The organism is Chelatococcus sp. GCM10030263, assembly GCF_042666455.1.
Taxonomy (GTDB): domain Bacteria; phylum Pseudomonadota; class Alphaproteobacteria; order Rhizobiales; family Beijerinckiaceae; genus Chelatococcus.
The window spans coordinates 201033-227246 of sequence record NZ_JBHTDB010000004.1; the positions used below are offsets into that span (position 1 = coordinate 201033).

General features: G+C 65.1%; 21 protein-coding genes. 6 read left to right on the forward strand and 15 right to left on the reverse strand.

Features of this window, described 5'->3' with window-relative positions:
* Window positions 1-36 precede the first annotated feature (36 nt).
* The 12 genes from ACFQU1_RS10245 to ACFQU1_RS10300 form a co-directional block, all read right to left on the reverse strand.
* On the reverse strand, window positions 37-351 hold the full coding sequence (locus ACFQU1_RS10245) for a hypothetical protein (RefSeq protein WP_378132037.1): 315 nt from the start codon (window positions 349-351) through the stop codon (window positions 37-39).
* A 9-nt stretch (window positions 352-360) separates the two neighbouring features.
* Entirely contained in the window at window positions 361-4941 is a 4581-nt protein-coding gene (locus ACFQU1_RS10250) for a DUF4082 domain-containing protein (protein ID WP_378132039.1), read from the reverse strand.
* A 175-nt stretch (window positions 4942-5116) separates the two neighbouring features.
* Window positions 5117-6334 (reverse strand): GTP-binding protein, encoded by a 1218-nt coding sequence (locus ACFQU1_RS10255; RefSeq protein ID WP_378132041.1) that lies wholly within the window; start codon window positions 6332-6334, stop codon window positions 5117-5119.
* A 476-nt stretch (window positions 6335-6810) separates the two neighbouring features.
* Window positions 6811-7308 carry an RES family NAD+ phosphorylase gene (locus tag ACFQU1_RS10260; RefSeq protein ID WP_378132043.1) on the reverse strand — a complete coding sequence of 166 codons (498 nt, stop codon included), beginning with the start codon at window positions 7306-7308 and terminating at the stop codon, window positions 6811-6813.
* An 8-nt stretch (window positions 7309-7316) separates the two neighbouring features.
* On the reverse strand, window positions 7317-7667 hold the full coding sequence (locus ACFQU1_RS10265) for an MbcA/ParS/Xre antitoxin family protein (RefSeq protein WP_378132045.1): 351 nt from the start codon (window positions 7665-7667) through the stop codon (window positions 7317-7319).
* Between the two features lie 241 nt (window positions 7668-7908).
* Window positions 7909-8784, reverse strand: coding sequence for an SMP-30/gluconolactonase/LRE family protein (locus ACFQU1_RS10270; protein WP_378132047.1), 876 nt, complete (start codon window positions 8782-8784; stop codon window positions 7909-7911).
* Between the two features lie 68 nt (window positions 8785-8852).
* Window positions 8853-9785 carry a 3-keto-5-aminohexanoate cleavage protein gene (locus ACFQU1_RS10275; RefSeq protein WP_378132049.1) on the reverse strand — a complete coding sequence of 311 codons (933 nt, stop codon included), beginning with the start codon at window positions 9783-9785 and terminating at the stop codon, window positions 8853-8855.
* Window positions 9786-9810: 25 nt separating this feature from the next.
* On the reverse strand, window positions 9811-10743 hold the full coding sequence (locus tag ACFQU1_RS10280) for a 3-hydroxyacyl-CoA dehydrogenase (RefSeq protein ID WP_378132051.1): 933 nt from the start codon (window positions 10741-10743) through the stop codon (window positions 9811-9813).
* Window positions 10744-10753: 10 nt separating this feature from the next.
* Window positions 10754-11542 carry an SDR family oxidoreductase gene (locus ACFQU1_RS10285; RefSeq protein WP_378132053.1) on the reverse strand — a complete coding sequence of 263 codons (789 nt, stop codon included), beginning with the start codon at window positions 11540-11542 and terminating at the stop codon, window positions 10754-10756.
* A gap of 18 nt (window positions 11543-11560) precedes the next feature.
* The gene (locus ACFQU1_RS10290) at window positions 11561-13636 is read right to left on the reverse strand and encodes an ABC transporter permease (RefSeq protein WP_378132055.1); all 2076 of its coding nucleotides are present in this window, start codon (window positions 13634-13636) and stop codon (window positions 11561-11563) included.
* On the reverse strand, window positions 13633-15171 hold the full coding sequence (locus ACFQU1_RS10295) for a sugar ABC transporter ATP-binding protein (RefSeq protein ID WP_378132057.1): 1539 nt from the start codon (window positions 15169-15171) through the stop codon (window positions 13633-13635). Before ACFQU1_RS10295 ends, ACFQU1_RS10290 begins: the two co-directional genes overlap by 4 nt.
* 31 nt (window positions 15172-15202) lie before the next feature.
* Window positions 15203-16333 carry a sugar ABC transporter substrate-binding protein gene (locus ACFQU1_RS10300; protein WP_378132059.1) on the reverse strand — a complete coding sequence of 377 codons (1131 nt, stop codon included), beginning with the start codon at window positions 16331-16333 and terminating at the stop codon, window positions 15203-15205.
* 177 nt (window positions 16334-16510) lie between these two features.
* Here ACFQU1_RS10300 and ACFQU1_RS10305 point away from each other — a divergent pair, with 177 nt between their 5' ends.
* Window positions 16511-17206 carry a GntR family transcriptional regulator gene (locus tag ACFQU1_RS10305; protein ID WP_378132061.1) on the forward strand — a complete coding sequence of 232 codons (696 nt, stop codon included), beginning with the start codon at window positions 16511-16513 and terminating at the stop codon, window positions 17204-17206.
* Between the two features lie 110 nt (window positions 17207-17316).
* On the opposite strand, the gene ACFQU1_RS10310 is transcribed toward ACFQU1_RS10305, so the two are convergent.
* The 3 genes from ACFQU1_RS10310 to ACFQU1_RS10320 are packed head-to-tail and all read right to left on the reverse strand — an operon-like array spanning window position 17317 to window position 20344.
* Window positions 17317-18381, reverse strand: a complete 1065-nt coding sequence (locus ACFQU1_RS10310; RefSeq protein ID WP_378132063.1) for an NAD(P)-dependent oxidoreductase — start codon at window positions 18379-18381, stop codon at window positions 17317-17319.
* A 45-nt stretch (window positions 18382-18426) separates the two neighbouring features.
* Window positions 18427-19218: an IclR family transcriptional regulator gene (locus ACFQU1_RS10315; RefSeq protein ID WP_378132116.1), complete on the reverse strand. Its 792-nt coding sequence runs from the start codon at window positions 19216-19218 to the stop codon at window positions 18427-18429.
* Window positions 19219-19273: 55 nt separating this feature from the next.
* A complete protein-coding gene (locus ACFQU1_RS10320) occupies window positions 19274-20344 on the reverse strand; it encodes a hypothetical protein (protein ID WP_378132065.1) in 1071 nt (356 codons plus the stop codon).
* A gap of 210 nt (window positions 20345-20554) precedes the next feature.
* On the opposite strand from ACFQU1_RS10320, the gene ACFQU1_RS10325 reads away from it, so the two are divergent.
* The 5 genes from ACFQU1_RS10325 to ACFQU1_RS10345 all read left to right on the forward strand — a co-directional run bounded on the left by ACFQU1_RS10325 (window position 20555) and on the right by ACFQU1_RS10345 (window position 26201).
* Window positions 20555-22141: an ABC transporter substrate-binding protein gene (locus tag ACFQU1_RS10325; RefSeq protein WP_378132067.1), complete on the forward strand. Its 1587-nt coding sequence runs from the start codon at window positions 20555-20557 to the stop codon at window positions 22139-22141.
* 57 nt (window positions 22142-22198) lie between these two features.
* A complete protein-coding gene (locus ACFQU1_RS10330) occupies window positions 22199-23140 on the forward strand; it encodes an ABC transporter permease (RefSeq protein ID WP_378132069.1) in 942 nt (313 codons plus the stop codon).
* Window positions 23141-23153: 13 nt separating this feature from the next.
* Window positions 23154-23990 (forward strand): ABC transporter permease, encoded by an 837-nt coding sequence (locus ACFQU1_RS10335; protein ID WP_378132071.1) that lies wholly within the window; start codon window positions 23154-23156, stop codon window positions 23988-23990.
* Between the two features lie 37 nt (window positions 23991-24027).
* Window positions 24028-25071: an ABC transporter ATP-binding protein gene (locus ACFQU1_RS10340; RefSeq protein WP_378132073.1), complete on the forward strand. Its 1044-nt coding sequence runs from the start codon at window positions 24028-24030 to the stop codon at window positions 25069-25071.
* 116 nt (window positions 25072-25187) lie between these two features.
* Window positions 25188-26201 (forward strand): ABC transporter ATP-binding protein, encoded by a 1014-nt coding sequence (locus ACFQU1_RS10345; RefSeq protein WP_378132075.1) that lies wholly within the window; start codon window positions 25188-25190, stop codon window positions 26199-26201.
* Window positions 26202-26214 lie beyond the last annotated feature (13 nt).

Sequence of the window (26214 nt, forward strand, 5' to 3'; positions counted from 1 at the left end):
GAACGGATCGAGGCGGGGCCGCATCATCGCAGGCCGCTAACCGAAATTAGGTGAGCCGTTGGAGCGGTGCTCGGCCCGGGCAGGCGGAGCAGGCTCAAGGGCCGGGTCCGCCGGCAGCGGCCCGTTGCGGCGCACCGCGCCCGCCTCGACGAGACCGGCGAGCACCTTCTGCATGAGCTCGGCCGCATTGGCGAAGGAGTCGACCGGCATCACGACCCGCTGGCGGAAGATGCTCTTCGGATTGTTGTTGGCGTCGCGTTCGGTCGCCGACAGGCTCACGAAATCGATGCGCACGATCGTTCCGGTGACGGTGATTTCGCCGATACCATCGGCGTAGATGTCCTGTTGCATGGTGCCCCCTTAGGCCGCGAGCTGGCCGTTGAAGATGACGTCGACCCAGTAGTTGCTGGCGTTGAAGGTGTCGGTCGGGAAGCTGCTGCCGGAGCCATAGGCGTAGACGCCGTTGCCGCCGGAAGCGCCACTCGCGGGCGCCGTCAGATGGCTGCCGTTGGTGACTGCGTTCGTGAAGAAATTGTCCGTCGCCGCGTAGTAGCCGTTGCTGTGATAGGAGACGATGTAGGTCGTATTGGCCTCGATCGCGACGGGCTCGGCGAGCGAGACGGTTTGCCAGCCGCTTGCGGTTTCGTTCTGGAAGGTTGCGCTCGTGATAAGCGTGCCCGTCGCTGTCCAGAGATTGGCGACATGCGGGCCGGTGTCGTCCGCGCTCTTGTAGTATCGAATGCCGGTGATCGTGCCCGCGACGTCGGACTGGAACTTCATGCCGAGCTCGACCGAATTGGGGTCGTTCGCCACGATGACGCCCGGCGGCGTCCCGGCTGAGAAGAGGCTCTCGCCGGCGGGTGGGGCAGTGACATTGAGCGCCACCTGAGCTGTCGCGTTGCCCTGGCGCCCGTCGGAGACGGAATAGTTGAATGTCGCCGGCCCGGCATAACCATTCGTCGGCGTAAAGGTGACGGTGTTCGCCTGGGCGTCGAAGCTCACGGTGCCGTTCGTCGCATTGCTCACGCCCGTGACCGTCAGGAGATCGCCGTCGGGATCGCTGTCGTTGGCGACGAGCGTCGCGGCCGAGATGACGATCGGCGTGTTCTGGTTCGTCGTAAAGCCGCTGTCGTTATTGGCGACGGGTTGCTGGTTGGCGCCGCTCCCCTGGTTGTAGAGCACGTCCACCCAGTAGTTCGAGCCGTTGTAGCTCTCCGTCGGGAACTGGCTCGTGCTGCCATAGGCGAAGACGCCGTTGCCGCCGGAACTCCCGCTCGCCGGCGCCGTCAAAGGCCCGTTGCTGTGGGGTGTGTTGAAGTAGCCGGAATCGACCGAATAGAAGCCGTTCGTGTGGTAGGACGCCACATAGGTCAGTCCCGCCGTGACGGCGACGGGATTGGCGAAGGTCACCGTCTGCCAGCCGCTCGGCGTCTCGTCAGTGAAACTCGCCGTGGCGAGCAGGGTCCCCGTCGACGTCCAGAGATTGGCGGTATGCGGGCCTGTGTTGTCAGGCCCCTTGTAGAAGCGGATGCCGGTTATGGTGCCGTTGTTCGCAGCGACGAATTTGACACCGAGCTCGACGGGGTTGGTATCGGCGACGGTGATCGCGGCGGGCAAATCGGTCGATGAGAACAGGCTCAGCCCCACGCCCGCCGGGTTGACGGTGAGGTCGACCGTGGCGGAAGCGGTGCCGCCGCGCCCGTCGGACACCGTATAGGTGAAGCTGGCGGCGCCGCTGTAGTTGCTCGTCGGCGTGAAGATCACCCGCTTCGTCTGCGCATCGAAGCTGACGCTGCCGTTCACGGCATTGCCGACGCCGGTGATGGCGAGCGGCTCGCCGTTCGGGTCGGTGTCGTTGGCGAGCAGGGTCGCGGCCTCGATGGCGAGCGGGGCGTTGCGCGCCGTCGTGAAGCCGTCGTCGTCCGTCGCGACCGGCACCCCGTTCGCCTCCGGCATGAACATGACGTCGACCCAGTAATTCGCTTCGTAGCTGGAGCCGGGGAAGGTGCCCGACGGCCCGTAGCCGAAGACGCCGCTGGTCGCCGTCAAAAGGCCGCTCGTATGTGGGGTCGTGAAATAGCCCACGTCCGAGGAATAGAAGCCGGTGGAGTGGTAGGACGCGAGATAGGTCGTGCCGGCCGTGATCGCCACGGGCGTGTCGAAGGTCACGATCTGCCAGCCGCTCAGCGTCTCGTTGGTGAAGGTGGCGGTCGCGAGAAGCGTGCCGGAAGCCGTCCATAGATGGGCGGAATGCGCGCCCTGGTTGTAGAAGCCTTTATAGAAACGAATGCCGGTGATCGTGCCGGCGGTTGCGGCCGTGAAGCTGACGCCGAGCTCGACCGGGTTCCGGTCGATCGCCGCGATCTCGTTCGCCGGCGCGTCGGCGAGGCTCCAGATGCTGTCGGTCGGGTCGGGTGTCACCGTGATTGTGCGGCCGGCACCCGGCGTTTCGAGGTTGAGGCTGTCGTCGGCGGCCCGCGACATGATCGTGTAGCTGGCGCTCGCCTGGGCGATCCAGCTGTAGCTCCAGGTCTCGCGGCCATTCGCCTTGTGCCAGGTCTCGCCGCCGTCCGTCGACACCTCGATGCCGGCGACCAGTCCGCCGCCACCATCGCTCGCCGTTCCGGTGATCGTCACGCGCTGACCTTCGACGAGCGAGGCGCCGATGGTGGGCGATGTGATCGTCGAGACGGGCGCCGTGAAATCCGTCGATTGCGTCGCGAGCACGAGGCTCGCCATCAGCGACTGCGGCTGAACGCCCATGTCGGCGAAGAGATTGACCATCGCCTGCTGGACATTCGGGTCGGTCGGGGTCGGCTCCAAATCGTGATTGTCGGACAGCCCCCACGACCAGTAGACCGTGCCGGCCCCGAAGACCAGGGCGCCGCTTTCGGCGCGGTACATGGTGAGGCTGTGGCTGACATCGGCCGGACCGACCGTCGTGCCGTAGTCGCGCAGATAGGTGTTCACCGAGACGTTCGACAGCGACAGATTGATCAGCCCGGCGGGGCGGAAGCCGTTGTCGACATCCGAGTCCCATTCATAGCCGAGGAGATTCTGGACGAGCGAGCCTGTTTGCCCGGGGTCCAGTTCGGCGATGTCGGTATTCCGCCAGAAGCGCAGGTTCGAGTAATCGTAAGGAATAGTGATCGTATCGAGCCGGTAGGAATCGACCGTGAACATGGTTCCGGTCAGCGAATTCTCCGGTTCCTGTCCGGGGTCGGCAAAGCGCGGGTCGCGCCACGTGCCGGTGCCGATCGAGCTCGGGTCGATACTCGTGCCCGCCCAGGTTTCCTTGTAGCAGACCATCGTGCGGTAGGGCGTGCCGCTGCCGTCGATGCTCGTCTCCCAACGCACCTTCCAATAGACCTCGTTGCCGCTCCAGAAGGCGAGGTTGACGCCTGCGTCACGCGCCGCCTCGACATTGGCGCGCTGTTCCGCGGACCAGTATTCGTCATGCCCGACAGAAAGGAAGATCTTGCTGTTGAGGAGCTGCGACCCATCGCGGGTGGCATCGATGCCGGAGATATAGTTGACGTCGTAGCCGTTCTGCTCGAGCCAGCTGATCGCGGCCGATTCGACGCCGAAGATGAAGTCCTGCGGACCGCCGATCGGGCTTGAAGTCGTGATATACGGACGATTGTAGCTCACCGCATAGGCGCGCCCGATCGCGGTGAGGCCGCAGCTGCAGTTCGGCGGCATATAGGCGATCATGTCCTCGGGATTGGTAGGCACCTCGCCGTAATAGAGGCTCGCGCCGCCCCAGGCGTTATAGGCCTGCCAAGTTGTATCCGAGGTCTGGAAGGTGATGTCGCTCGGCGCCTGGTCGTTGCGCACGACGAAGGGGATGATGTTCTCCCCGGAAGTGCCATCCTCCCGCACGAGCTTGGCGAAATAGACCCCCGACACCGCGTCCGGCGGGACCTCCCAGCTCGCCGACACCGACCAGTTGCCGCAATCGATGAGGCCCAGTGAATAGTCGACAATCGGATGCGGCTGCACCTGCGCCGACGTGAGGTCCATTTCGATGGTGTCGACCTTACGCGCGCCGTCGCCGCCGTAATAGCCGAGGCGATAAATGTCGATGCGGTAATTCGTGGAATCCGTTGCGATCTTGAAGTCGATCGTCTGTCCATGATTGACGCTGGTCTCGGTCGCGAAGCCCTGAATATTGGCATCGCCGACACCATTGGGGAGGCCCCATTCGCTCTTCGGGTTCCCCGCCTTCATGTTTTCGAGGACGATCGGGTTGAGCTCGTTCGCCTCCAGGGCCTGGGTCGTCGGGTCGGAGGCGGCCGCAAGCCCGCTGGTCGAGGTGGACTGGGTAGAGACCGGGGCGGGCCCGGCGGAGGAGGGGGCCGCCATCTGGGCGGTGCCGGCCCCGGCGGTGGACATGATGCCGGTCGAGGTGGATGTCATCGCCATCGGCGCGATCGAAGGCAGCGGCAAGTGCTGCGTCGCGGAGGAGATGATCTTCGGCACCGGCAAGACGGGGTGGATCTGCTCGATGACGAAGGAGGTGACCGTGGGAGAGCCCGGCGCGGACGATGATCCCCTCGCTTGCACGGCGCGCTGCAGATAAACGGCTTCGCTCGGCGACGAGGTCGTGGTCGCTCCCGAGCTGACCTCCGCTGCCGCAGTCTGGAACGGCTCCGCTCCGATGTCGGCGGTTCCGTCTCCGGTCGCGGGCGCCGCCGGCGCAACGTCCTCGACGGTCGGGGCAGGGGCGGTCGGGCCGGCGAGGCTGACGCCCGCCAACGCGCCGCCGCCGGGGAGTGGATCCGCAGGCCCTTCCAGCCGCTCGTGAGCGTCGCTACCGCGCGCGTCCGACTTAGCGGTGGTGAGGGCCCAAAGGCCTACCCCCAGGGCAAAGCCGGTCAGTGTGCCCGTTGTCTCGAACCCGTCGAAGATGTCGCGACGTTTGTTGATCCTGGCGTCCATCGCAGCCCCTGGCCGTCCAGCCTGTCTTGAAATCGCGATGAGCAGGATCGCGCGATTGCACCGCTTCGGCTATTCACCCACGGCAACCTTCTTCGGAGAGGGCGCGGCTCCTTGGTGGTAGGTGACTACTCCGGACGGTCGATGCCCGAAGGAAGAACGGATTACCACTGGCTGCTCACGCGGAGCCCGGAAGGACCCAGGCCGGGAAGGGGTCGCGGAGCCCGCCAGGGACGGCCGGCTCGGACGGGCCGATAACGAGGCATGCGTCGAGGCTTTCCCGGATCGCCCGCTCATCGAGCCCTGCGCCGATGAAGACGATCTCCTGTCGCCTGTCACCCCAAGGCGGGCGCCAACTCTGTGCGAGCCGGTTGCGGAACTCTGGATGGCGGGGCCAACGGGCTGGCGGCACGGCCGCCCACCAGAGACCGCGGCCGTCCGCGCGGCACTGGCGGCCGGCGATCGACAACTGCCCGGCCCATTGCGGGCGAGTGGCGAGCCAGAAATGCCCCTTGGCGCGGATCAGGCCGGGCCAATCCCGGGCCAGGAAAGCGTTGAAAGCCTCCGGATCGAACGGCGGGCGTGCCCGGTAGACGAAGCTCTTGATGCCGTATTCCTCCGTCTCCGGCACATGGCCGCCCCCATAGAGCTCCTTGAACCAGAGCCGGTGGCTCGAGGCTTTGGCCTCGTCGAAAAGCCGGGTGCCGAGAACCGCCCTCAGCGGCACACGGCTGAAATCCGTTTCGATGAGGCGTGCGTCCACATTGAGCGCGCGAATGATGTGACGGACGTCTTCCTGTTCTTCTGCCGATACTTCAGAAGTCTTATTCACGACAATGACATCGGCGAATTCGATCTGCTCGGTGAGAAGATCGGTGAGCGTGCGCTCGTCCTGGTCGCCCGCATCCTGCCCACGGTCGCGCAGGGTGTCGCGACTGCCGAAGTCGCGCGCAATGTTCATGGCATCGACGATGGTCACCATGGTATCCAGGCGCGCAACGTCCGCCAGCGCGGCTCCGGTCGCGTCACGGAACGAGAATGTCGCGGCGATCGGCAGGGGCTCGGCGATGCCGGTGGCCTCGATGAGGAGGTAGTCGAAACGCCGCTCGCGGGCGAGCTTCCGCACCTCATTGAGCAGATCGTCGCGTAGCGTGCAGCAGATGCACCCGTTCGTCATCTCGACCAGCGTCTCGTTGGTGCGCGAGAGATCGACGCCGCCGTCGCGAACGAGGGCGGCATCGATATTGATCTCGCTCATGTCGTTCACGATGACGGCGACCCTGAGCCCCTGACGATTGAGGAGGACATGATTGAGAAGCGTCGTCTTGCCCGAGCCCAGAAAGCCCGACAGCACGGTGACGGGCAGGCGCTGATCGGGGAAGTGGATGGCGTTCATGGGGCCGCTCTCCGGCACGGATTACACGCATTGAGGATCGCTGGCCCGCACGTCCTTGCAAATACGCCCTTGCCTCCCTCAATGGGCGAAGCGCCGCCTTCTTTTGGACAGACACGGTGAGTGTTCGCGCTGATTGGCGCGACGAAGCCGCGCAAGTGCTTGATGCCCCGAGCGGGCGCTGGCCGAACACGCCAAGCTCCATGCTCCTGTAAAGGCAGTGAGCCGCGATGCAGCTTCAAAAGCCGATGAAATTAGAACGACCTTATGGATTGAGCGTGCTATCCTCTCGAGGTCAGATTGCCGCCTATCTTAGTTCCATAAGATGTCTTACGCGATCCGACGCCTTCACCAGCCGAATGGTTAACAACCGTCTTTTGGGGGCATCCATCTGCCCGATTGCGCGGGATGGCAACTCTCGTGCTCGCCACGACAGAGGCCATCCGGTAGCGACGATCGGTAACGACCCGCAGCAGGATCTATCGCGACAGCCGGTTTTCATCGTCGATGAGTGTGAGCCTCGCGGGGGCCGCGTCACCCCACTGCCACAGCACCAAGTTGAAGTCGGTGTTGGCCGAGCCCGGCGCGAAGCTCCGCACCAGCATCGCACGATAGCCTTTGGCGATCAGACGGCGGGCAAGGGCCTGCGTCCTCGCCTCACCCTCGGCCTTCATCTGGTCGCGCCAGGTGGCATCGGCGAGCACGTCCGAGTCCAATCCCTCGGCCTGAAGCATAGCTTCGTCGCGGCTGTCGAAGACGCCGTCGATCTCCGCATCGTAGGACACGAGCGTCGTCGGCTGGAAGCTGCCGACCTGGTTGGCCTCCCGCAGGGCGGTCATCACCGAAAGCGACGCATAGAGCGCCATCATGCCCTTCGGATTGAAACGGCCTCCGTAGAGCGCCGCACCGCGGCCGGACAAGGGCTCACGCGCATAGATGGGGTTGAGGGCGCGATAGAGCGGGCCACGATAGAGCATGGGCGATGTCAGGCGTGGACGCCCGCATCGACCGCATCGATATAGTCCAGCACCTCGTCGGCACGGCCGCCGCGCACCAATTGCATTGCGGTCTGGCCTGAAAAGCCGGGCAAGGGTTCGGAACGATACCAGGCATAGGCCATCAGTGCAGAGCCGAAGCGGGGCTCCACCTTGTTGATGATCTCGACCATCTCGCGAAGCTTCCGCTGGGTCTTATCGGAACGGACGCGTTCTTTGCGCTGCACGGCATCCCGCCCCAGCCCCGCTGTGCGGGCCACTTCCTCGCTCGTGGTGCGCAGCACCTCGGCAATCTTGCGGGGTGCAAAGAAGCCGCTGTCCGCATATTGGACCAAGCCCATCGCAACCTCCTGTTTCTGACGACGGTCTGACTGACGCTATATAGCGTCGGAAGAAGTGGCAATCAAGACGGAGCGTGTGCAGCGCGCCACGCAGTCCGGCCGGTTGCGCGCGTGAATGCGCAGTTGGCCAAATATCGGCGCGAAGCTGTCGATCCCGCCATGTCGCGCCCGGCCGCGAGCGACGGCGCGGCCGTGCCGAGATCACCATGGACGAGCTCGTCGCCAGCTGCCACTGGGCAGATCAGCCCGCGAAACGCGGCTCCGGCACGCCGCGGATGCCGAGGTCATAGATGGCGAATAGGCTGCCGCGCTGGACGCCGTCGCCGGGAAAACGCGGCAGGGGCGGCTTCGCCATGGACGTGACATAGAGAATGTCGAGGTTCGGTCCGCCGAACATGACGCTCGTCACCTTCTTCACCGGCATCTCGATGATACGGTCGACCGACCCGTCCGGCGCGTAGCGCACGAGCCTGCCGTCATAAACGAGCGCGTTCCATAGAAAGCCCTCGGCGTCCACCGTCGCGCCGTCCGCCGCGCCGCCGCGCGAGGTATCCACCTTGGTGAAGGTGCGCCTGTTGGACACGCTGCCCGTGTCGAGATCGTAGTCATAGGCCCATATCTCGCCGGTCCAGGTGTCGGCGAAGTAGAAGATGCGTCCGTCCGGGCTCCAGCACGGCCCGTTCGAGACGATGATGCCGTCGTCGAGCTTGGTGAGCTTGAGGTCCGGGTCGAGCCGGTAGAGGGCACCGTTCGGCCCCTCCTCCATGGTGTCCATGGAGCCGCAGGCGAAGCGGCCGCGCTTGTCCACCTTGCCGTCGTTCAGCCGTGTCTTGGGGGTGTCCGGCTCAGGGTCGACGATCAATTCGCAATCGCCGGTCTTGAAGTCGAGGAGGTGGAAGCCGCTCTGCAGCGAGACCACCGCCCCGCCCTTGCGGCGCAGCGCCATGGAGCCGATCGGCGCCGGCACGTCCCAGGCGCGCACCTCCCGCCCGTCGGCGGCGGCCCGGAAGACGTTGCAGCCCAGGCTGTCCACCCAATAGAGGCGCTCCTCCTCGACATCCCACAGCGGCCCCTCGCCGAGCACGGTTTTCACGTCGACCAGCACTTCGATGCGCATGTTCTTCTCCCTCGTCTCAGCCGGCACGTGGCATCCCGGCCGGCCGGGATGCACGTTCGCTTGCATGGTCAGAACGCGACCTTGTCGCCACCTTTCAGCGCCAGGATCTCCCGCGCTTCATCGGGGCTTGCGATCTCGAGGCCCAACCCTTCGATGATCTGGCGCGCAAGCTGGACTTGTTCGGCGCTCGATCGGGCGAGACGTCCGGGCCCCGCCCACAACGAGTCCTCCAGCCCGACGCGGACATTCGCGCCCATAGCCGCCGCCATGGCGGCGGTCGGGAGCTGGGCACGCCCGGCGCCGAGCACGGACCAGCGGTACTGGTCGCCGAAAAGCCTGTCCGCCGTGCGCTTCATGTGCATGACGTCTTCGGGATGGGCGCTGATGCCGCCCAGGATGCCGAACACCGTCTGCACGAAGAGCGGCGGCTTCACCAGGCCGCGCTCCAGGAAATGAGCGAGATTGTAGAGATGGCCTACGTCGTAGCACTCGAACTCGAAGCGCGTGCCGGCCTCGCCGAGCGTCTTGAGGACAAATTCGATGTCTTTGAAGGTATTGCGGAAGATGAGATCGCGCGATCCTTCGAGATGCTCCCGCTCCCAATCATGGGCGAAATCCTGGAAACGGCCCAGCATCGGGAACAGGCCGAAGTTCATCGAGCCCATGTTGAGCGAGGCCACCTCCGGCTTGAAGACCTCCGCCGGTTTGACCCGCTCTTCCACCCGCATCCAGGGCGCGCCGCCCGTGGTCAGGTTGATGACGACGTTCGAGCGCTGCTTGATGACCTTGAGGAACGGGGCAAAGGCCTCGGGCCGCTGGTCGGGCTTGCCGGTCTCGGGATCGCGCGCATGGAGATGGACGATGGCGGCGCCCGCCTCGGCCGCGCCGAGCGCGGCCTCCGCGATGTCCTGCGCGCGGACCGGCAGGTGCGGCGACATGGACGGCGTGTGAATGGCGCCGGTGACGGCGCAGGTGATGATGACTTTGCGGGATGAAGCCATGGAGGGATCCTTTATCTGCGGCCGATCAGTCGTCGGCCTGGCTGGCCTTGTGAGCCCTGAGCGCCGCGAGCCGCCGGTCGCGACGGGCGCTCAGCGCGGCCTGTCGTTCGGGAGAAGGCTCCTGCGGCCAAGCCGCGACCACGCGGGCGACGTTCTCGGCGTCCCAGACCTCGGGCTTGGCCGGCTCGGCCGTGAGCCGGCGGTAGAAGCCGGCGTAGCGGGCGCAGTAATCGGCAATACCGCCCGGCGCGTTGAGCTCAATCGTCCCAAAGGGGCCGAGGAAGGACCAGCGCAGGCCGAGGCCGTCGCGGACCGTCTTGTCGAGGTCCTCGGGGCTCACGGCCCCCTCCCCGGCTAGGCGGAAAGCCTCCGCCAGCAGGGCGCCCTGCAGGCGGTTGAGGATGAAGCCTTCGAGCTCAAAGTTGACGGTGATCGGCACCTGTCCGACGGCCTCGTAGATGGACCGCGCCCGGGCGATCACCTCGGGCGAGGTCCACGGCGCGCCGCAGAGCTCGACCACCGGCACGAGATGCGGCGGATTGACGGGATGCGCGACCAGGCAGCGGTCGCGGCCTGCAAGGCCCTCCGTGAAGCGCGAGGCGACGATGGCAGAGGTCGAGGAGGCGAGGATCGCCTCGGCGGGCGCGTGCCGATCGAGCTCTGCGAAGACCTCGCGCTTGAGCTCGACCACTTCCGGCGAGTTCTCCTGAACGAGCTCGACGCCGGCCACCGCCTCGGCGACGGTTTCTACGACGCTGACACGGCCCGCGGCCGCTGCGGGATCGGCGGCGAGACCATGGAGCGCGAGCTCGTCCAGCCCCCGGCGGATCAGCCCGGGCGCCGCCGCCCGCGCCTCGGCGCTCGGATCCGTCAGGCGGACCTGCCAGCCGGCCCGCGCGAAGACGATGGCCCACGATCGGCCGATGAGGCCCGCTCCGATGATGGCTGCGCTCGGCATCCTTCTCTCCTCACAGGCTTTCGACGTTGCCGCACACCCCGAGCGACTGGCCGGAGATGTTGGCCCCGGCCAGCGTCACGAGGAACAGCACGGTCGCGGCGACGTCCTCGGCCGTGACCATGCGGCGCAGTGAGATGCGCTCGAGGTAGGTGGCCTCCATCTCTTCGTAGCTCACCCCGACCTGCGTGGCGCGGTCACGGATGACGCCTTCCATGCGCGGCCCCTTCACGATGCCCGGCAGGATCGCATTGACGCGGATATTGGCCGGGCCGAGCTCCTTGGCGAGACTCTGGGTGAAGCCGATGACGCCCCATTTGGCGGCGGAATAAGGGGTGCGAAAGGCGTAACCGAAGCGCCCGGCCGCCGAGGACATATTGACGATGGCGCCGCCGCCCGCCGCCTTCAGCATCGGCACCGCGTGATGGGTACACAGAAACTGCCCGGTGAGGCAGATGTCGAGGGTGCGACGCCAGTCGGCCGGCGCAATCTCCTCGACGCCCCCGGTCGGACCTGCGATACCGGCGTTATTGATGAGAATGTCGAGACCGCCCAGATGGCGCCGCACCTCCTCGAACAGACGCGCCACATCCTCTTCGCTCGAGACGTCCGCGCGGGTTGCCCCCGCGTCCGGATGCGCTTTGCGGAAGTCGTCCAGGAACGCCTCCGACACGTCGCAGATATGCACACGCGCACCATGGGCGATGAGCAGGTCGGCGACGGCGCGTCCGATACCTGAAGCGCCGGCTGTGACCAGTGCGCGGGTGCCGGCCGGAAGACCATTGATGAGGGGTGCCGCCATGGGCTCTTCGTCTCCTTGTCAGGCTTTGTGTTCGCGCAAGGTCATCACGGCGGCGAGAACGACCACGCCGAAGATGATGATCCGCGTCGCATAGGGAAGCATGGTGCCGGCGAGCAGCGTCTGCAGCGCGGTGAGCAGGAGGACACCGCCGAGCATGCCCAGATAATGCCCGCGTCCACCGGTGATGAGCGTCCCGCCGACCACCACGACGGCAATCGAGGGCAGAAGATAGTCGTCGCCCATGCCGAGACTCGCCTGGCCTGAAAAGCCCGTGAGCATGGCCCCGACGATGGCCGAGCAGAGCCCCGACAGGACATAGGCCCTGACGAGCGTGGGCCCCACGGCGACCCCGGATAGGGCCGCCACGCGCTCGCCGTTGCCAATGCCGTAAACCCGCCGGCCGAACGGCGTACGGCCGAGCAGCAGCACTGCGCCAATTACGAAGAGGGCGACGAACAGGACGACGGGCGTCACCGGCCAGTCATGGCTCGTCATGAAGGCGCGTAACAGCGGTGAGGAGAAGCCGGACGGCGTGCCGCCGGAATAGATGAGCGCGACGCCCTGAAGGATGCCGTTCATAGCGAGCGTCATGACGATGGGCGACAGGCCGAGAACGACGATGCCGAGGCCGTTGAGGAGGCCGATCAGGCAGCCGACTGCGAGGACGAGCGGCAGCGCATAGACGAGCGCGGCGTCCGACCCCTTCACCATGCCGGCGAGCAGAATGCCGCAGAGGCCGATGGTCCAGGGCAGCGAGAGGTCGAGCCCGCCCGTCAGGATGACAGTGCCCTGCCCGAGCGCGAGAACGGCCAGGAAGGACGAAAGCACCAACAGCGAATTGTAGTAGCCCCAATTGCCGATGGCACCGCCGAGCACGAATTGCGTCGCCATCAGGACGACGACGAAGCAGGCATAGGCCGGCAAGGCAAAGCGCAGCGTCTCGCGGTGCCGCAGGTGAAACGCAGGCACCGCAAGTCCCTTGCGGAGGATCGTGTCGGCGGGAAGCACGACGCGTCGCCCCTCCCCCCGACTTTGAGCCGGGAGCAGACCGGCACGCCGGGCGGCAAGCCGATTAAGCCAATAGCGAAGGCGCCGAGCGAGCGTGGAGTTGCGGCTGAAGGAGGCACCGAGGACGGCGAGAATCAGGATCATGCCCTCGGCGATGGTCGAGTAATAGGCCGAGACGTTCAACACTAAGAGGATGTTGACGACCATCGTGAGGATATAGGCGCCGACGGCCGAGCCGACCGCCCCGCCGCGCCCGCCACCGAGCGCCGTACCGCCGACCACCACCGCGGCGAAGATCTGCAGCAGCATGGGATTGCCGACGAGTGGATCCCCCGAGCCGGTCTGCGCGCTGATGAAGATGCCGGCGAGCCCGTAGCAGCCACCGGCGATGACATAGACCAGGAACTCGACCAGCGTTGTGCGCACGCCGGCGGCGCGCGCCGCGTCAAAGTCGCTGCCGAGCGCGTAGATCGCCGTGCCGAGGGGCGTTCGCTTCAGCCATGACCAGAGGACGAGCAGGCCGAGAACGAGCGCGAGCGGCATGGGCAGAATGCCGGGTACCATGTCGCCGGTGAGAAATGTGCCGAGATCCGCGACGACCATGCCGCCGGGCTTGTCCATTACGAGGAGGGTCACCCCCTGCAGGATGAACATTGTGGAAAGCGTCACAACGATGGGCTGGAGCCGCAGAACCGCGATGAAGAAGCCGTTGACCGCGCCCGAGGCCATTCCGATGCCGAGACCGAGGGCGACGGAAAGCAGGACGGAAGCATCGGGCGACTGGCCAAGCGCTGCCAGCGACACATTGACGAGAGACACCACCGCACCCGCCGAGAGATCGAAGCCTCCGGCCAGGATGACGACGGTCTGTCCGATCGCCGCGATGGCGAGCGTCGCGCCGCCGGCGGAGAGCGAAGCGACATCGAAATAGGTGAGCGGGCCGTTGCTGATCACGGCGATGGTCGAGAACAGCACGACGAAAACGATCGCCGCCAGGATAAGCCCGCGATGACGGTCGAGGCGCAGGCTGCGGCCGCGCGTTCGGCGATGCGGTGGCACGGCCCTGTCGGCGATGTCCGACATCATGCCGCCCTCTCCCGCATCCCGTCGGCCCCCAGCGCGCCGCGCAGGATGGCCTCTTCGCTAATGGCGTCGCCGTTCAGTTCAGCGGCGACCCGGCCGCCGTAGAACACCATAACGCGGTCGGCGAGATGGACGAGTTCGGGTATCTCCGTGGAATAGAACAGCACGGCGCCGCCAGCCTCCGCATAGGCGCGGATGAGCTGATAGAGCTCGTTCTTGGTGCCGACGTCGATGCCGCGGGTCGGATCGTAGAGGAGCAGAACGCGGCTTTCGGCAAGGAGCCATTTGGCGATGGCGATCTTCTGCTGGTTGCCGCCGGAAAACGCACCGACGCGGGTCCAGAGCGCCCGCCGGTCGATGTTGAGCCGATCGAAGACGCCTGCCACCGCCTCACGCTCCGCCTGCTCGTCGATCAGGCCGTGACGTGTGAACCGCTCGATTATGGGTAGCGATGCATTGTGCCGGCCGTCGAGCTTCAGGAAGAGCGCCTCGGTCTTGCGGTCCTCGGGCACAAGGCTGATGCCGAGGCGCGCATGCAAGGCATCCGCCGGGGAGGTGATCGCGACGGGCTGTCCGTCGACGATAAAGCGGCCGCGAGTCACCTCGGCCATGCCGAATGAGGCGAGGAAAAGATCGAGCTGGCCCATCCCCTGCAGGCCGGCGACGCCCAGGATCTCGCCCTGGTGCAGTGTGAAGGAAGCTTCCCTCAGTTTGCCTGCGGTGCCGATACCCTCCACCCGCAGCACCTCGGCACCGCCCTGGACCGAGGCGCGTCGGGGCGGAAAGGAATGGGCGAGCGCCCGACCGGCGATCATCTGGATAACAGCCGCATCGTCGTGATCACCGACCGGGCCGGTCGCGACATGCCGGCCGTTGCGCAGGACGGTCAGCGTATCGCAGAAGTCGCGCACCTCGCGCAGGCGATGCGAGATGAAGACAACGGTGGTGCCTTCGGCTTTCAGCCGAGCGATGATGCCGCCGAGCCAGTCGATGTCGCGCCCCGTCAGGGTCGAGGTGGGCTCGTCCAGAAGGAGAATACGCGGTTCGCGAAAGAGCGCCCGGGCAATCTCAATCTTCTGCTGATCGGCCAGATCGAGTTCGCGGACCTCCGCGCCGAGCACGATGCCGCTGAGGTCGAGTGCCACGAAATGGGCTTCGACCCGTCGCTCGGCCTCGCGTCGTCGCAGGATCCCGAGCGGATTCACCGGACCATAGGGAATGAGCATATTGTCGAGGACCGTGAGATCCCGGACGAGCGTCATCTCCTGGAAGGCCGTTTGAATGCCGTGCCGGTGGGCAACGCGGGGGCTCGTGAGCCGCGTCTCCCGCCCGAAGATGCGGAAGCGACCGCTATCCGGGGTAACGAGGCCGGACAGGAGCTTGACGATGGTCGACTTGCCCGCGCCGTTCTCGCCGAGCAGCGCGTGAACGGTGCCGGCGGCGACGGAGAAGGACACATCGTCCACCGCAACCGTCGCGCCATAGGCCTTGCGCATGGCTTCGACCGCAAGCGCCGCTGGTCCGTCGCTCCGGGACATTGCCCGCTCCTTCAGGTCTGGGGAACGCTGACTACGGCTCGGGTTGGCCGACCAGAGCGGCCTGGAGGCCGACCTCCGGCGTATCGGCCGAGAAGATCGACGCGAACCAGCCGGGGTTCGGAACGATCGAGGGTTTGAAGGCGTTGCAGCCGGCTTTCATCTCCACCCAGCTGCCCTCTTCGCAGAGCTTCACCGTCTCATTGGTGACGAGCGGCAGCGGCAAAGTTGTCCGTTTCGCAACCTCCTTGCCCTCGAGCTTCGCCACGGCGAGCTTAAGGGCCAGCGCTCCGGAATAGGGGGGCGAAGCATAGGAGATGCGTGGCGCGCCCAGCGGCGCATAGGGCGAAGCGGCGCCCTCTGCTTCCGCATCTGCGGGCAGCATTTGAATGCGGCCGCCGTTCGATCCTTCGCCTGCGCATGGCTTGACGTCGCCAGCTTTCTTTCCCGCTTCGAGCTGCATGGCATTGGCCGTGTAGCAACCCACCTGCATCCACAGCCCGTCGATCTGGTCCCAGTTGCGAGTCGCGAGAATCTTGGACAGCTCGGTGCGGGCGACAGCCTGGCTCCACATGCCGACTGCTTCGGCTACGATCTTGATGTCCGGATATTTGGCGAAGACGTCCTTCGCCCCCTGGGTGCGCAGGGTATCGACGGAGGTGCCGGGAACGCCCGTGACGAGCACGACATTGCCCTTGCCGCCGAGCTGCTTGGCGAGCCATTCGGCCGTCGTGCGGCCGGCCTCTTCCTGGTCGATATGGACATTGTAGGCGCAGGGCTCGGTGATCTCCGCGTCATAGGCGATCACCATGACGCCCTTGCTGCAGGCGTTCTTGACCGCGGCATTGAGCGCCGTCGGCGAGATCGGATAGACCACGATGGCCTGCGCTCCGGCCTGAACCATCGCATTGATCTGCTGGATCTGCCGCTGAGCGTTAGGCCCCGCCACCTGCACCTGCAGGTCGATCTTGTCAGCCATGTCCTTATGAGCGGCCATGGCCTTGATCATGTTCGCCGCCTCGGCCTGCCAGTCGTTGCCGATGTAGCTCATGCTCAAGAAGATCTTGAACTTCTTCTCGGCGGCTTCCGCCTGGCTGGGCGCCGCTGTCGCCAAGCCCAAGGCGCCAGCAATGGCACAGCCCAAAGCCCATTTCAGAACCGTCATCGCTTCCTCCCTTCGCGAGCACGTCGAGGTGTCTCGCTCATCTCTCCGGCAACGGGTGCCGATTTCTTGTGATCATAGATCAAAGATCGAAATGGTGGCAAGATGGTTCGAGCGATCTTTGACGGATTGATCTCGGCGACGGCCGGGCTTATCCGACAGTGGGCTCGGGAGGGCGACATGGCTGAATCGACTGCGAGAGCTGCGGCCTTGCCCGTGCTGCGCGTGCCTAGAGACACGCTGCAGGACCAGGTCTACCGCCAGCTCTCAGACCTCATTCTCAATGGCGAGATTGCGCCCGGCGAGTTCGTCACCATCCAGGGCTTGTCGAATGCCTTCGGCGTGAGCGCCATGCCAGTGCGCGAGGCTTTGCAGCGGCTCACGGCGGCCAAGGCCCTCACGGTGGTGTCGGGCCGCTCCATCGGCGTGCCGCCGCTGACCCTCGAACGTCTTCACGACCTGCGCCGCGTTCGTCTGGAAATCGAGAGCTTGGCGGCCGTGTGGGCGATCGGCCGGATCGGCGGGACGAACATCGAGCGGCTGGAGGCGCTCGTGGAGGCAATGACGCAGGCGACAAGCAATGGCGAGGTGAAGCTCTATCTCCGCGCCAACCGGGAGTTTCACTTCACCATCTACCGTGCCTGTGGCTCGGACGTTCTCCTCGGCATCATCGAAAGCCTTTGGCTGCAGATCAGCCCCTTCTTCCACCTGCTGCACGGCTCCGGCAACTACACCGCCGCCAATGCGGAGCACCTCGCCATGCTGGATGCAATCCGCAAGGGTGACGACGAAGCGATGCGCCGGGCGGTCCGCAACGACATCGAGGGTGCGGTGGCGGTGCTCTCCGGCATGCTCGCTGAGAAGTCGAAGCTATAGACACCGGAAATCACTATGAAGCGGACGGCCCTGCCGGCCGCCGGGGCTTACGGAGGCATCGAGATTGCGACGCTGAGATCGCCCATGGAAGAGCGCCTGCCGACGGCCGATCACCCATCGATGCCCGTGAGCAGGCGGTCGACCTCGTCGAGCAGCGACAGACGGGAGCCTCCGGCGATATGCGGCGTCATGATGATGGTGTCGAGCTTCGACAGGCGATCGCCGGCGGCGCGTGGTTCGACTTCGTGCGTGTCGATCGCGGCTCCTGCAATGCGGCCGCTTTCGAGCGCCTCCGCCAGTGCCGCCTCGTCGACGAGGGATCCCCGGCTCGTATTGACGAAGATGGCCGTGGGTTTCATGCGGCGGAAGGCGGCCGCGTCGAAGAGATGGCGCGTTTGCGGGATCTCGCGGGCGTGCACCGAGACGAAGTCGGCGCGCTCCAGCAGATCCTCGAAGCTGACGTAGGTGAGCCCAAGCCGGGCTTCCTCCGCCGCCGGCAGGCGGGTCGGCTTGGTGTAGATGACCGCCATGCCGAAGGCGGCCGCCCGTTTGGCGACGAGAGCCCCGACCTGCCCGAGGCCGACGATGCCGAGCGTCTTGCCGTAGAGCCCGCTGAGATTGGCCAAGCCCGGCCAATTATAGGCAACGTCGTTGATGGGCTTTACTTTCGCGGCGTCGAAGTTGCCTTTCCGCGTGGCGGCATCGGCTTGCAACAGCTGCTTGCCGGCGGCGAGCATCAGGAGGATCGCATGTTCGGCCGTGACGGCGAGGCTCGGCCGCTCGATGCAATTGACGGTCACGCCGGCCTGCGCGGCCGCCTCGAGATCGATGCCGGTCGGGAGCTCGCCGAGCCTGTTGATCACGCGAAGAGCCGGTGAGGCGGCGATCGCCTGCCGGTCGATGGCGGCGCGCCGGCAGACGATGGCATTGGAGCCCGCGCTGATGTCCAGAAGCCGGCTCTCGTCGGCGCGGTGCAGGTAGCGCACCTCGGTCGTGCCATGCAGCCCGCGCTTGGCGGCGACGGCAATGAGCGTCTCGGGATCGAAGGGCTCGGGCGAAAAATAGTCGTGCAGCCAGGCTTCGTCTGTCGCGCGGTCGCCGGTGAGGGCGAAGCGGACGAGCCGCAGGACGGGATCGTCATCGGCGATGGTGATGACCGCACGGGAAGAAGGCATGGGGCGATCCTTTGCCATAGCTCAAGCCGGGCGAGTGCTGCGCGGTCAACGCCGGACGCCGACTGCGGCCTCGATTCGCCGGGCAGCCGCCTGCGTCTCCGCGAGCATGGTCTTGGGGAAGAAGCGGCTTGCCGGGCCGACGACGGTGAGCGCGAAGGAGCTGGTGCCATCCTGCAGCGGCACCGACAGCGAGGCGGTCCCCGGCGTCACCTCGCCGAAACTGATGGCAAAGCCGTTCTGCCGGGCCTCGCCGACCCGGGCGCGAAGCTGGTTCTTGTTGACCACCGTATCGGGGGTCTCCTGCACCAGATCGACCTTCTCGACGAGCCTTTCGAGATCGGCCTCTGTGAGATGCGAGAGCAGCGCGATGCCGGTCGCGCCCGAGTGGAAGGAGGAGGAATAGCCCTTGCCATATTCGAACTTGATGCCGTGGTGGCTCGTGACCTCCTCGACGATGATCTTTTTCAACCCGACCCGCTTGCACAGGCACACGGTTTCTTCCGAGCTGTCGCGCAGGCGCTTCATCTCGCGCGTCGCAATCAAGCTGAGATGGGCGAAACCGTCCTCGATCTTGGCGGCGAGCCTGAGGATCTCGTTGCTCAGGAGGTAATCCTTCGACAGTGGATCCTGCACGATGAGACCCGCATCGAGCAGGTTCTTGAGAAGCCGGTGCGTCGTGCCGTTGCCGTAGCCGAGGGCCTTCTGGATCTTGGAGAAGCGACTCTCTCCCTCGGCGAGGATGTGGAGGATCTCCACCCCCTTGCCGATGGTCGTCTGCCGCTTGCCTTCCTCGTTCATGGGCGTTCCGTTTTCCGCCGTCGCCAGCTTCACCGGCATCTTCAGCACTGCTTTCGCTCCGCCGCAATCCTCAGATACCGTCGGCCCACGAGGCTTACGCCAGAGCCGGCTCTTTCCAAAGGGTGAGCGACTGGCCTTCGCGCTTTGCCAGCGCGTTCTGGTAGACGCGATAGCCGCTGATCGCATCGTAGATGGCCATGCCGCGCGCAAAATAGACGATGGTCTCGTCGTCCGATTCGCGTCCCCGTGCCTCTCCCTCGATGACTGCGCCGAGATCGAGCAGTCGATCGGCGGTGATCACGCCCTCCTCCACCAGGCAACCCGGTGTCAGATTCTTGCGGTCGAGCGCATCGGCGGAATTGGCGAAAAGCTTGTCGGCTTTCTGGAAGACATCATAGCGGGCATCCCAGATCGAAAGGTCGATGAAGAGAGCCCCGCGCTTCAGCCATTCATGGGGAATATAGGCCTGGGCCGGATCGGTCAGGGTCGTCGCGGGCATCACGATGTCGCAGTCGCGCACGGCGGCCTCGGCGCTCTCCACGGCGCGGGCCGGCAGGCGGTAAGTCCTCGTGATCTCGCCCGCATAGTCGCGCGCCCTCGCGCCGTTGAGGTCGAAGATAACGACCTCGCTCACATCCGCGCCATCCCGGCAGACGTGGATGGTGGCCGCGAGCGCCGCCTGATTGATCGGCCCCACGCCGATCAGCCCGATGCGATTTTGTCCGGAACGGCGGAGATATTTGGCACCGAGCGCACCGAGCGCACCGGTGCGCGTGCAGCTGATCACCGCCGCATCCATCAGTGCGATAGGATAGCCGCTCTCCGGATCGAGCATTGTGAGGAGGCCCGAAGCGCGCGGACCATGGCCGTTTTTCGGGTTGTCCGGATTGCTCGGGATATTCTTGACGCCGACCTTCTTGACGCCGTCGTCGTCCAGGAAGGCGGCGTGAATATTGACGCGCTTCGTGCCGGCATAGCCGACCTTCTTCTTGAGATTCTCGTGAGGCAGATCCCAGAACAGGGTCGCCGTGGTCGCCTCGATGGCGAGCTCCCGATAGAGCAGCGAGGTCGCCCGGTCGACATCCGCGACTGTCGCGGCAACATCCGCTCCTCCGCAGGCCACCACCTCCTCCTGCCCGAGAAACAGGAAATCCAGTCTCGCCATCGCCAATACCTCATTCCGATATGCGGATATTTTAGTTCCGCAATATCGATTTGCCGCGAAGGCGCGTCTCAAGTCAAGCCACTTCGCTCCAGCTGTTAGGTCATAAACTCAGTCTGTTCCACGCCCGGCTTGACAAAACCTGACCGACATTCTCTGATGATGTAAATGCGAAATAATAGTCCGATATTCGGAACATAATGGGGAACCGAGATGAAAAGGCTACTCGTCGTCTTCGCCGCGCTGTTGGCGGCATTGAGCACATCGGTCGTGCAGGCGGCGGATCGTCCGCTGCGTATGGCTTACGACGTCGGTGACGTCAGCACGCTCGATCCCCATCGGGCGTCCTCGCACGTCGATCGGGCGATTTCCGCCATGGTGTTCAACGCCCTCGTCCGCGTTCCGCCAGGTGAGGCCAATATCGCCACTGTGGAGCCGGACCTGGCCGAAAGCTGGAGTGTCGATCCGGACGGCCGGACCTGGACCTTCAAGCTCCGGCGCGGCGTCATGTTTCACCCCTGGGCGGACAAGCCCGGCTACGAAATGACGGCCGAAGACGTGGTCTTTTCGCTGAAGAAGGCCATGGATTCGAAGCTGTCATCCTATGCCAGCGAATATAGCGGCTTTGAAGTGGACGCTGTGGACGATTACACCGTCCGCATCCGCACGCCGGAGCCGTTGTCGGAAACGCTCATGCTCGCCAAGGTCATGAACTACGCCGGCGGCTATATCGTCTCGAAGAAGGCCTTCGAGGCCCTCGGCCCCGACGGCTTCCGCCTTCATCCGGTCGGCACCGGCCCGTTCATCTTCACGGGCTATGTGCCGAAGGAGAAAGTTTCCTTTAGTGCCAACGAGAAGTATTTTCGCGGCCGGCCGAAACTGCCCGGCGTCGAGCTTCTTTTCATGCCCGACGTTTCGGCGCGCGGCATCGGCCTGCGCACCGGCGAGCTCGATATCGTCGAAGGCAACAGCGAGGCGAGCTGGGTTCAGCTGATGCGCCGCTTCCCGGGCATCGAGGTCGACGTCTTCGGTCCGGGCTCGGCCTCCGTCCTTTTCCTCAACACCAAGATGAAGCCGCTGGACGATTTGCGCGTGCGCCAGGCGATTGCCTATGCGCTGTCGCGCGACGAGGTCGTCGCCACTATCGGCGCGGAGACCGCGACGCCGCTCTATGCGCCCTTTCCCGGCGAATATCTGCCGGGAGGTCTGACCACGGAGGAGGTGCGGGCCAAGCAGCTCGATTATCCGACCAATATCGAGAAGGCCAAGCAGCTCCTCGCCGAAGCCGGCCACCCGGACGGAATCACGCTGAATGTGATCCACACCCAGCTTGCGGTCATGCTGCGCCCCATGGAGAATATCCAGGCGCAGCTGCGCAAGGCCGGTATCAACCTCAATCTCAAGGTCGTCGATCACCCGACCTATCACGCGATGATCCGCAAGGACGCGAGCCCGATCGTCCATTATATGGCCTGGCGCCCGAATGCCGATGTCTTCCTGTCCCGCTTCTATGATTCCTCGGCCGACATCACGACTGGTTCGAAGCCCGACACCAACTTCTCGCATTACGCAGCGATCGACGGCTTGATTGCCGAGGCGCGCCAGACCGCAGACCCGGCAAAGCAAGACGCGTTGTGGAAAGAGGCTTCGGAGCGCATCCTGAAGGATCTGCCGTCGGTATCCGTCTTCCAGGGACGGGTCGCGATGGGGCGCCGGTCCTCGGTGCACCTCGGCTATGAGCTCAAGGGCAATCTCGCCTTCTTCATTCCCATCACCGAGACGGTCGATGTCACCGAGTAAAGGCCTGCGACACGCGGGTGGCAGTCATCGCCCGCGTTCATTCGGATCTGACTATCGATGATCGAGCTCATCCTCAGACGGGCGGCCAATGTCGTTCCAATCTGTCTGATCGTCTTCACGATCGTTTTCTTCTTGATGCGCGTGGCGCCGGGGGACCCGGCGGTCGCCATGCTCGGCGATTACGCGAGCAAGGAGGCGGTGGAGGCGCTCAGGACGCAGATGGGTCTCGATAAATCGCTGTGGCAGCAATATGTGGAATCGCTCACGGGGCTGCTGCGGGGCGATCTCGGCCGCTCGCTCTCTTCGGGTGCCCCGGTCGCCGCGCAGATCACCTCCGCCCTGCCCTATACGCTGGAGCTCGCGGCGGCCTCGCTACTGATCGGCCTCGTGCTCGGCGTGCCGCTCGGCATTCTCGCCGCCGTCCGCCGGGACGGCTTGCTCGATCATTTCGGACGCATCTTCTCGCTCTCGGGCTTGTCGATTCCGAGCTTCGTGCTCGGTATTCTCCTGATGCTGCTGTTCTCGGTCTATATGCCCCTGTTCCCCACCGTGGGCGGCGGCCGGCGCGGCGATATCGCGAGCCTTCTCAGCCATCTCGCCCTGCCGGCGTTGACGCTCGGCCTGATCATGATGGCCTATGTGACCCGCGTGACGCGCACGAGCATGCTCAATGTGCTCCAGGAAGATTACGTGCGCACCGGTCGCGCCAAGGGCATCAGCGAGCTGCGCGTGATCCTGGCCCATGCCTTCCCCAACTGCCTGGTGCCGCTCGTTTCGCTCTGCGCCATCAACATCATCGTGCTGATCAGCTCCTCGGTGATGGTGGAGATCATCTTCTCGCGGCCGGGGCTGGGGCGGCTCCTCGTCTCGGCCATGCGCCAGCGTGACTATGTGAGCCTGCAATCGGTTCTCGTCGTCTATGCCGGCCTCGTCATCGTGGTGAACATGACGGCCGACATCCTCTACGGCGTCGTCAATCCGCGGATCAGAGGCAAGTGAGGATCAGAAGCCCGTGACCAGTCTTCTTCTGCCCTCGCGGCTGCGCGGCAATCCGGTCGGCAGCATCGGCCTGATCGGGCTTGCCGTGATCACCGGGCTCGCGGTGCTGGCACCCCTTCTTCCGCTCGCCGATCCCCTGGCGCATCAGCCCTATGACACCTTGGCGGCGCCCTCGCTCGCCCACTGGCTCGGCACGGACAACCAGGGCCGGGACGTGCTGTCGCGTGTCATCTTCGGTGCGCGCACGTCGCTTGCCGTGGCGGTCGTCTCGATCGGCATGGCGCTCGTCGTCGGGACCTTCTTCGGTGTGCTCGCCGGCTACTACCGCGGCATCACCGAGATGGTGATCATGCGCGTGGCCGATTCCCTGATGGCCTTCCCTGCCCTCATTCTCGGCGTCGCTATCATGGCGATCCTCGGCTCGGGCATGGACAAGGTCATTTTCTGCATGAGCGTGGTGATGGCGCCGCGTTTCACGCGTATCGCCTATGGCTCGACCATGGCCGTGCGCGTCAAGGAATATATCGAAGCAGCCGAAGCCGTCAGCGCGCCGTTCCGCCGAATATTGCTCGTCCACATCGTCCCGAACATCTTCAGCGAGATCTTGGTCGTGGCGATCCTATGGATCGGTACGATCATCCAGATCGAGGCGAGCTTGTCCTTCATCGGCATCGGGGTGCCGCCCCCGACGGCGACCTGGGGCAACATGATCAAGGCGGGTCTCGATTACCTGCCGATCGCCCCCTGGATGGCGCTGGCGCCCAGTGCCGCCATCTTCTTCACGATCATCTTCTTCAACATGATCGGGGACTCCATCCGCGACATCGTCGACCCCAAGCATTACCGCTGAGCGCGCTCTTGAGCCTGCGCCCGATGAGGACTACCGCGTGAATTCGCCTCTCCAAGAGTTGCCATCCCAAGCGTTGCCACTGCAGAAGTTGCCGCTCGCTGACGACCTGCAGCTCGAAGTCCGCAATCTCGAGATCGCCATCGCCAAAGGCGGCCGGCACGAGCTTGTCGTCAAGGGCATCAGCTTCGACATCCGCAGGAACGAGACGGTCTGCCTGGTCGGCGAGAGCGGTTGCGGCAAGTCCCTGACCTCGCTTGCCATCATGGGGCTTCTGCAGACGCCGCCGGTCAGCATCGTCGGCGGCGAGATCCTCCTGCGCGACGGCGACGCCGTGCATGACCTCGCGCGGCTCGATCCGCGCGGCAGGGCCTATCGCGACCTGCGCGGGCGAGCCGTGTCGATGATCTTCCAGGAGCCGATGTCCTCGCTCAACCCGGTGCACCGCAACGGTGCCCAGATCGTCGAGGTCATTCGGCAGCACACCGACCTCGGCAAGAGCGCCGCCTGGGAGCGCATGCTCGAGATGCTGCGTCTTGTCGGCATTCCCTCCCCCGAGGTCAGGGCGCGGCAGTTCCCCCACCAGCTCTCCGGCGGCATGCGCCAGCGCATCATGATCGCGCTGGCGCTTGCCTGCCGGCCCGGCCTCCTGCTCGCGGACGAACCGACGACCGCGCTCGACGTGACCACGCAGGCGCAGATCCTGGAGGAGATCCGCAAGCTCAGTCGCTTGTCCGGCACCTCGACGCTCTTCATCACCCATGATCTCGCCGTCGTCGCCCAACTCGCCGACCGGGTGCATGTGATGTATCGCGGCGAGATCGTCGAGAGCGGCCAGGTCCGCGACATTTTCCACGACCCGCGGCATCCCTATACGCGCGGGCTTCTCGCCTCCGTGCCGTCCCTCGAAACACCACCATTCACCGTGTTCGAGCCGATCAGGGGCACGGTGCGGGACCTGCCGGCGGATCCCAACGGCTGCCCCTTCGAGCCGCGCTGCACCTCGGCGCTGGAGGTCTGCAAGACACGGACACCACCGCCGGACGACAAGGGCGCCAGCCATATGTCCAGATGCTGGCTCTGAAGCGTCGTCGAGCGACGTGGGTACCGGTTCGCGTCGAGAAAACGCGATAACTCAAGACAACTGGGGCTCTTTCCGCGATTTCGAGGAAGCGCGAAAGAACTCTAACAGGACAGGCCATGCGACAGCAGCATTTCGACCCGGTCTTCGATATCCGGGATCTGTCGGTTCGCTTTCCCGTCAAGAGCGGCCTTTTCGGGCGCGGCGCCAAGGCGGTGCATGCCATCGAGAATTTCTCGCTGACCATCCGCCGGGGCGAGACGCTCGGCGTGGTCGGAGAAAGCGGCTGCGGCAAATCCACCCTGGCGCGCACCATCATGGGCCTTGTCGGGGCCACGACCGGCGAGATCCGCTTTCGCTCCAAGGAGGGGCCTTTCGCGGCCGACGGCATCGACTTGGCGCGGGCCTCCTCGGCCGACTGGAAAAAGGTGCGCCGCAAGGTGCAGATCGTTTTTCAGGACCCCTATTCCTCACTCAGCCCGAAGCAATCCGTCGGCAATATCATCGGCGAGCCGCTGATCGTGCACGGCATCGCCGATTGGCGGCGGCGGGTCACGACACTGCTCGATCTCGTCGGCCTCTCGGCTGGTGATTTCAACCGCTATCCGCACGAATTCTCAGGAGGACAACGGCAGCGCATCATGATTGCGCGGGCGATCGCGCTCGATCCCGAGGTGCTCATCGCCGACGAGGCCGTTTCCGCGCTCGACGTGTCGATTCGTCTGCAGATCATCAATCTCCTCAACCGCCTCAAGCGCGAGCTCGGGCTGACACTGATCTTCATCTCGCACGACCTCGGCATCGTGCGCATGATCTCCGATCGGATTGCCATCATGTATCTCGGTCGGCTCGCCGAAATCGGCGAGAACGAAGAGATCTTCGCGGCATCCCGGCATCCCTACACGCGGATGCTCATCCGCTCGACGCCGATCCCGGACCCGGATCGGCGCATCGCTCACACCGACACCTTCGGCGAGCTCCCGAGCCCGATCGACCCGCCCTCCGGCTGCGTGTTCCATCCCCGCTGTCCCCTCGCCGATGCGATATGCAGCGCCGAAGAACCCAAGGCTGTGGCCCTCTCCGCAAGCCACGGCTCCCTCTGCCATCACACCGAGGCCCTGGCCGGGCGATGACGGCGAGCGCAGC

What these genes read in the sequence shown, in the direction of transcription:
- ACFQU1_RS10250 (WP_378132039.1), bottom strand. Translation starts at nt 4,941, where the DNA reads ATGGACGCCAGGATCAACAAACGTCGCGACATCTTCGACGGGTTCGAG.
- ACFQU1_RS10330 (WP_378132069.1), top strand. Translation starts at nt 22,199, where the DNA reads ATGATCGAGCTCATCCTCAGACGGGCGGCCAATGTCGTTCCAATCTGT.
- ACFQU1_RS10325 (WP_378132067.1), top strand. Translation starts at nt 20,555, where the DNA reads ATGAAAAGGCTACTCGTCGTCTTCGCCGCGCTGTTGGCGGCATTGAGC.
- ACFQU1_RS10260 (WP_378132043.1), bottom strand. Translation starts at nt 7,308, where the DNA reads ATGCTCTATCGTGGCCCGCTCTATCGCGCCCTCAACCCCATCTATGCG.
- ACFQU1_RS10265 (WP_378132045.1), bottom strand. Translation starts at nt 7,667, where the DNA reads ATGGGCTTGGTCCAATATGCGGACAGCGGCTTCTTTGCACCCCGCAAG.
- ACFQU1_RS10245 (WP_378132037.1), bottom strand. Translation starts at nt 351, where the DNA reads ATGCAACAGGACATCTACGCCGATGGTATCGGCGAAATCACCGTCACC.
- ACFQU1_RS10315 (WP_378132116.1), bottom strand. Translation starts at nt 19,218, where the DNA reads ATGCCGGTGAAGCTGGCGACGGCGGAAAACGGAACGCCCATGAACGAG.
- ACFQU1_RS10270 (WP_378132047.1), bottom strand. Translation starts at nt 8,784, where the DNA reads ATGCGCATCGAAGTGCTGGTCGACGTGAAAACCGTGCTCGGCGAGGGG.
- ACFQU1_RS10300 (WP_378132059.1), bottom strand. Translation starts at nt 16,333, where the DNA reads ATGACGGTTCTGAAATGGGCTTTGGGCTGTGCCATTGCTGGCGCCTTG.
- ACFQU1_RS10305 (WP_378132061.1), top strand. Translation starts at nt 16,511, where the DNA reads ATGGCTGAATCGACTGCGAGAGCTGCGGCCTTGCCCGTGCTGCGCGTG.
- ACFQU1_RS10285 (WP_378132053.1), bottom strand. Translation starts at nt 11,542, where the DNA reads ATGGCGGCACCCCTCATCAATGGTCTTCCGGCCGGCACCCGCGCACTG.
- ACFQU1_RS10280 (WP_378132051.1), bottom strand. Translation starts at nt 10,743, where the DNA reads ATGCCGAGCGCAGCCATCATCGGAGCGGGCCTCATCGGCCGATCGTGG.
- ACFQU1_RS10275 (WP_378132049.1), bottom strand. Translation starts at nt 9,785, where the DNA reads ATGGCTTCATCCCGCAAAGTCATCATCACCTGCGCCGTCACCGGCGCC.
- ACFQU1_RS10290 (WP_378132055.1), bottom strand. Translation starts at nt 13,636, where the DNA reads ATGATGTCGGACATCGCCGACAGGGCCGTGCCACCGCATCGCCGAACG.
- ACFQU1_RS10295 (WP_378132057.1), bottom strand. Translation starts at nt 15,171, where the DNA reads ATGTCCCGGAGCGACGGACCAGCGGCGCTTGCGGTCGAAGCCATGCGC.
- ACFQU1_RS10310 (WP_378132063.1), bottom strand. Translation starts at nt 18,381, where the DNA reads ATGCCTTCTTCCCGTGCGGTCATCACCATCGCCGATGACGATCCCGTC.
- ACFQU1_RS10255 (WP_378132041.1), bottom strand. Translation starts at nt 6,334, where the DNA reads ATGAACGCCATCCACTTCCCCGATCAGCGCCTGCCCGTCACCGTGCTG.
- ACFQU1_RS10345 (WP_378132075.1), top strand. Translation starts at nt 25,188, where the DNA reads ATGCGACAGCAGCATTTCGACCCGGTCTTCGATATCCGGGATCTGTCG.
- ACFQU1_RS10320 (WP_378132065.1), bottom strand. Translation starts at nt 20,344, where the DNA reads ATGGCGAGACTGGATTTCCTGTTTCTCGGGCAGGAGGAGGTGGTGGCC.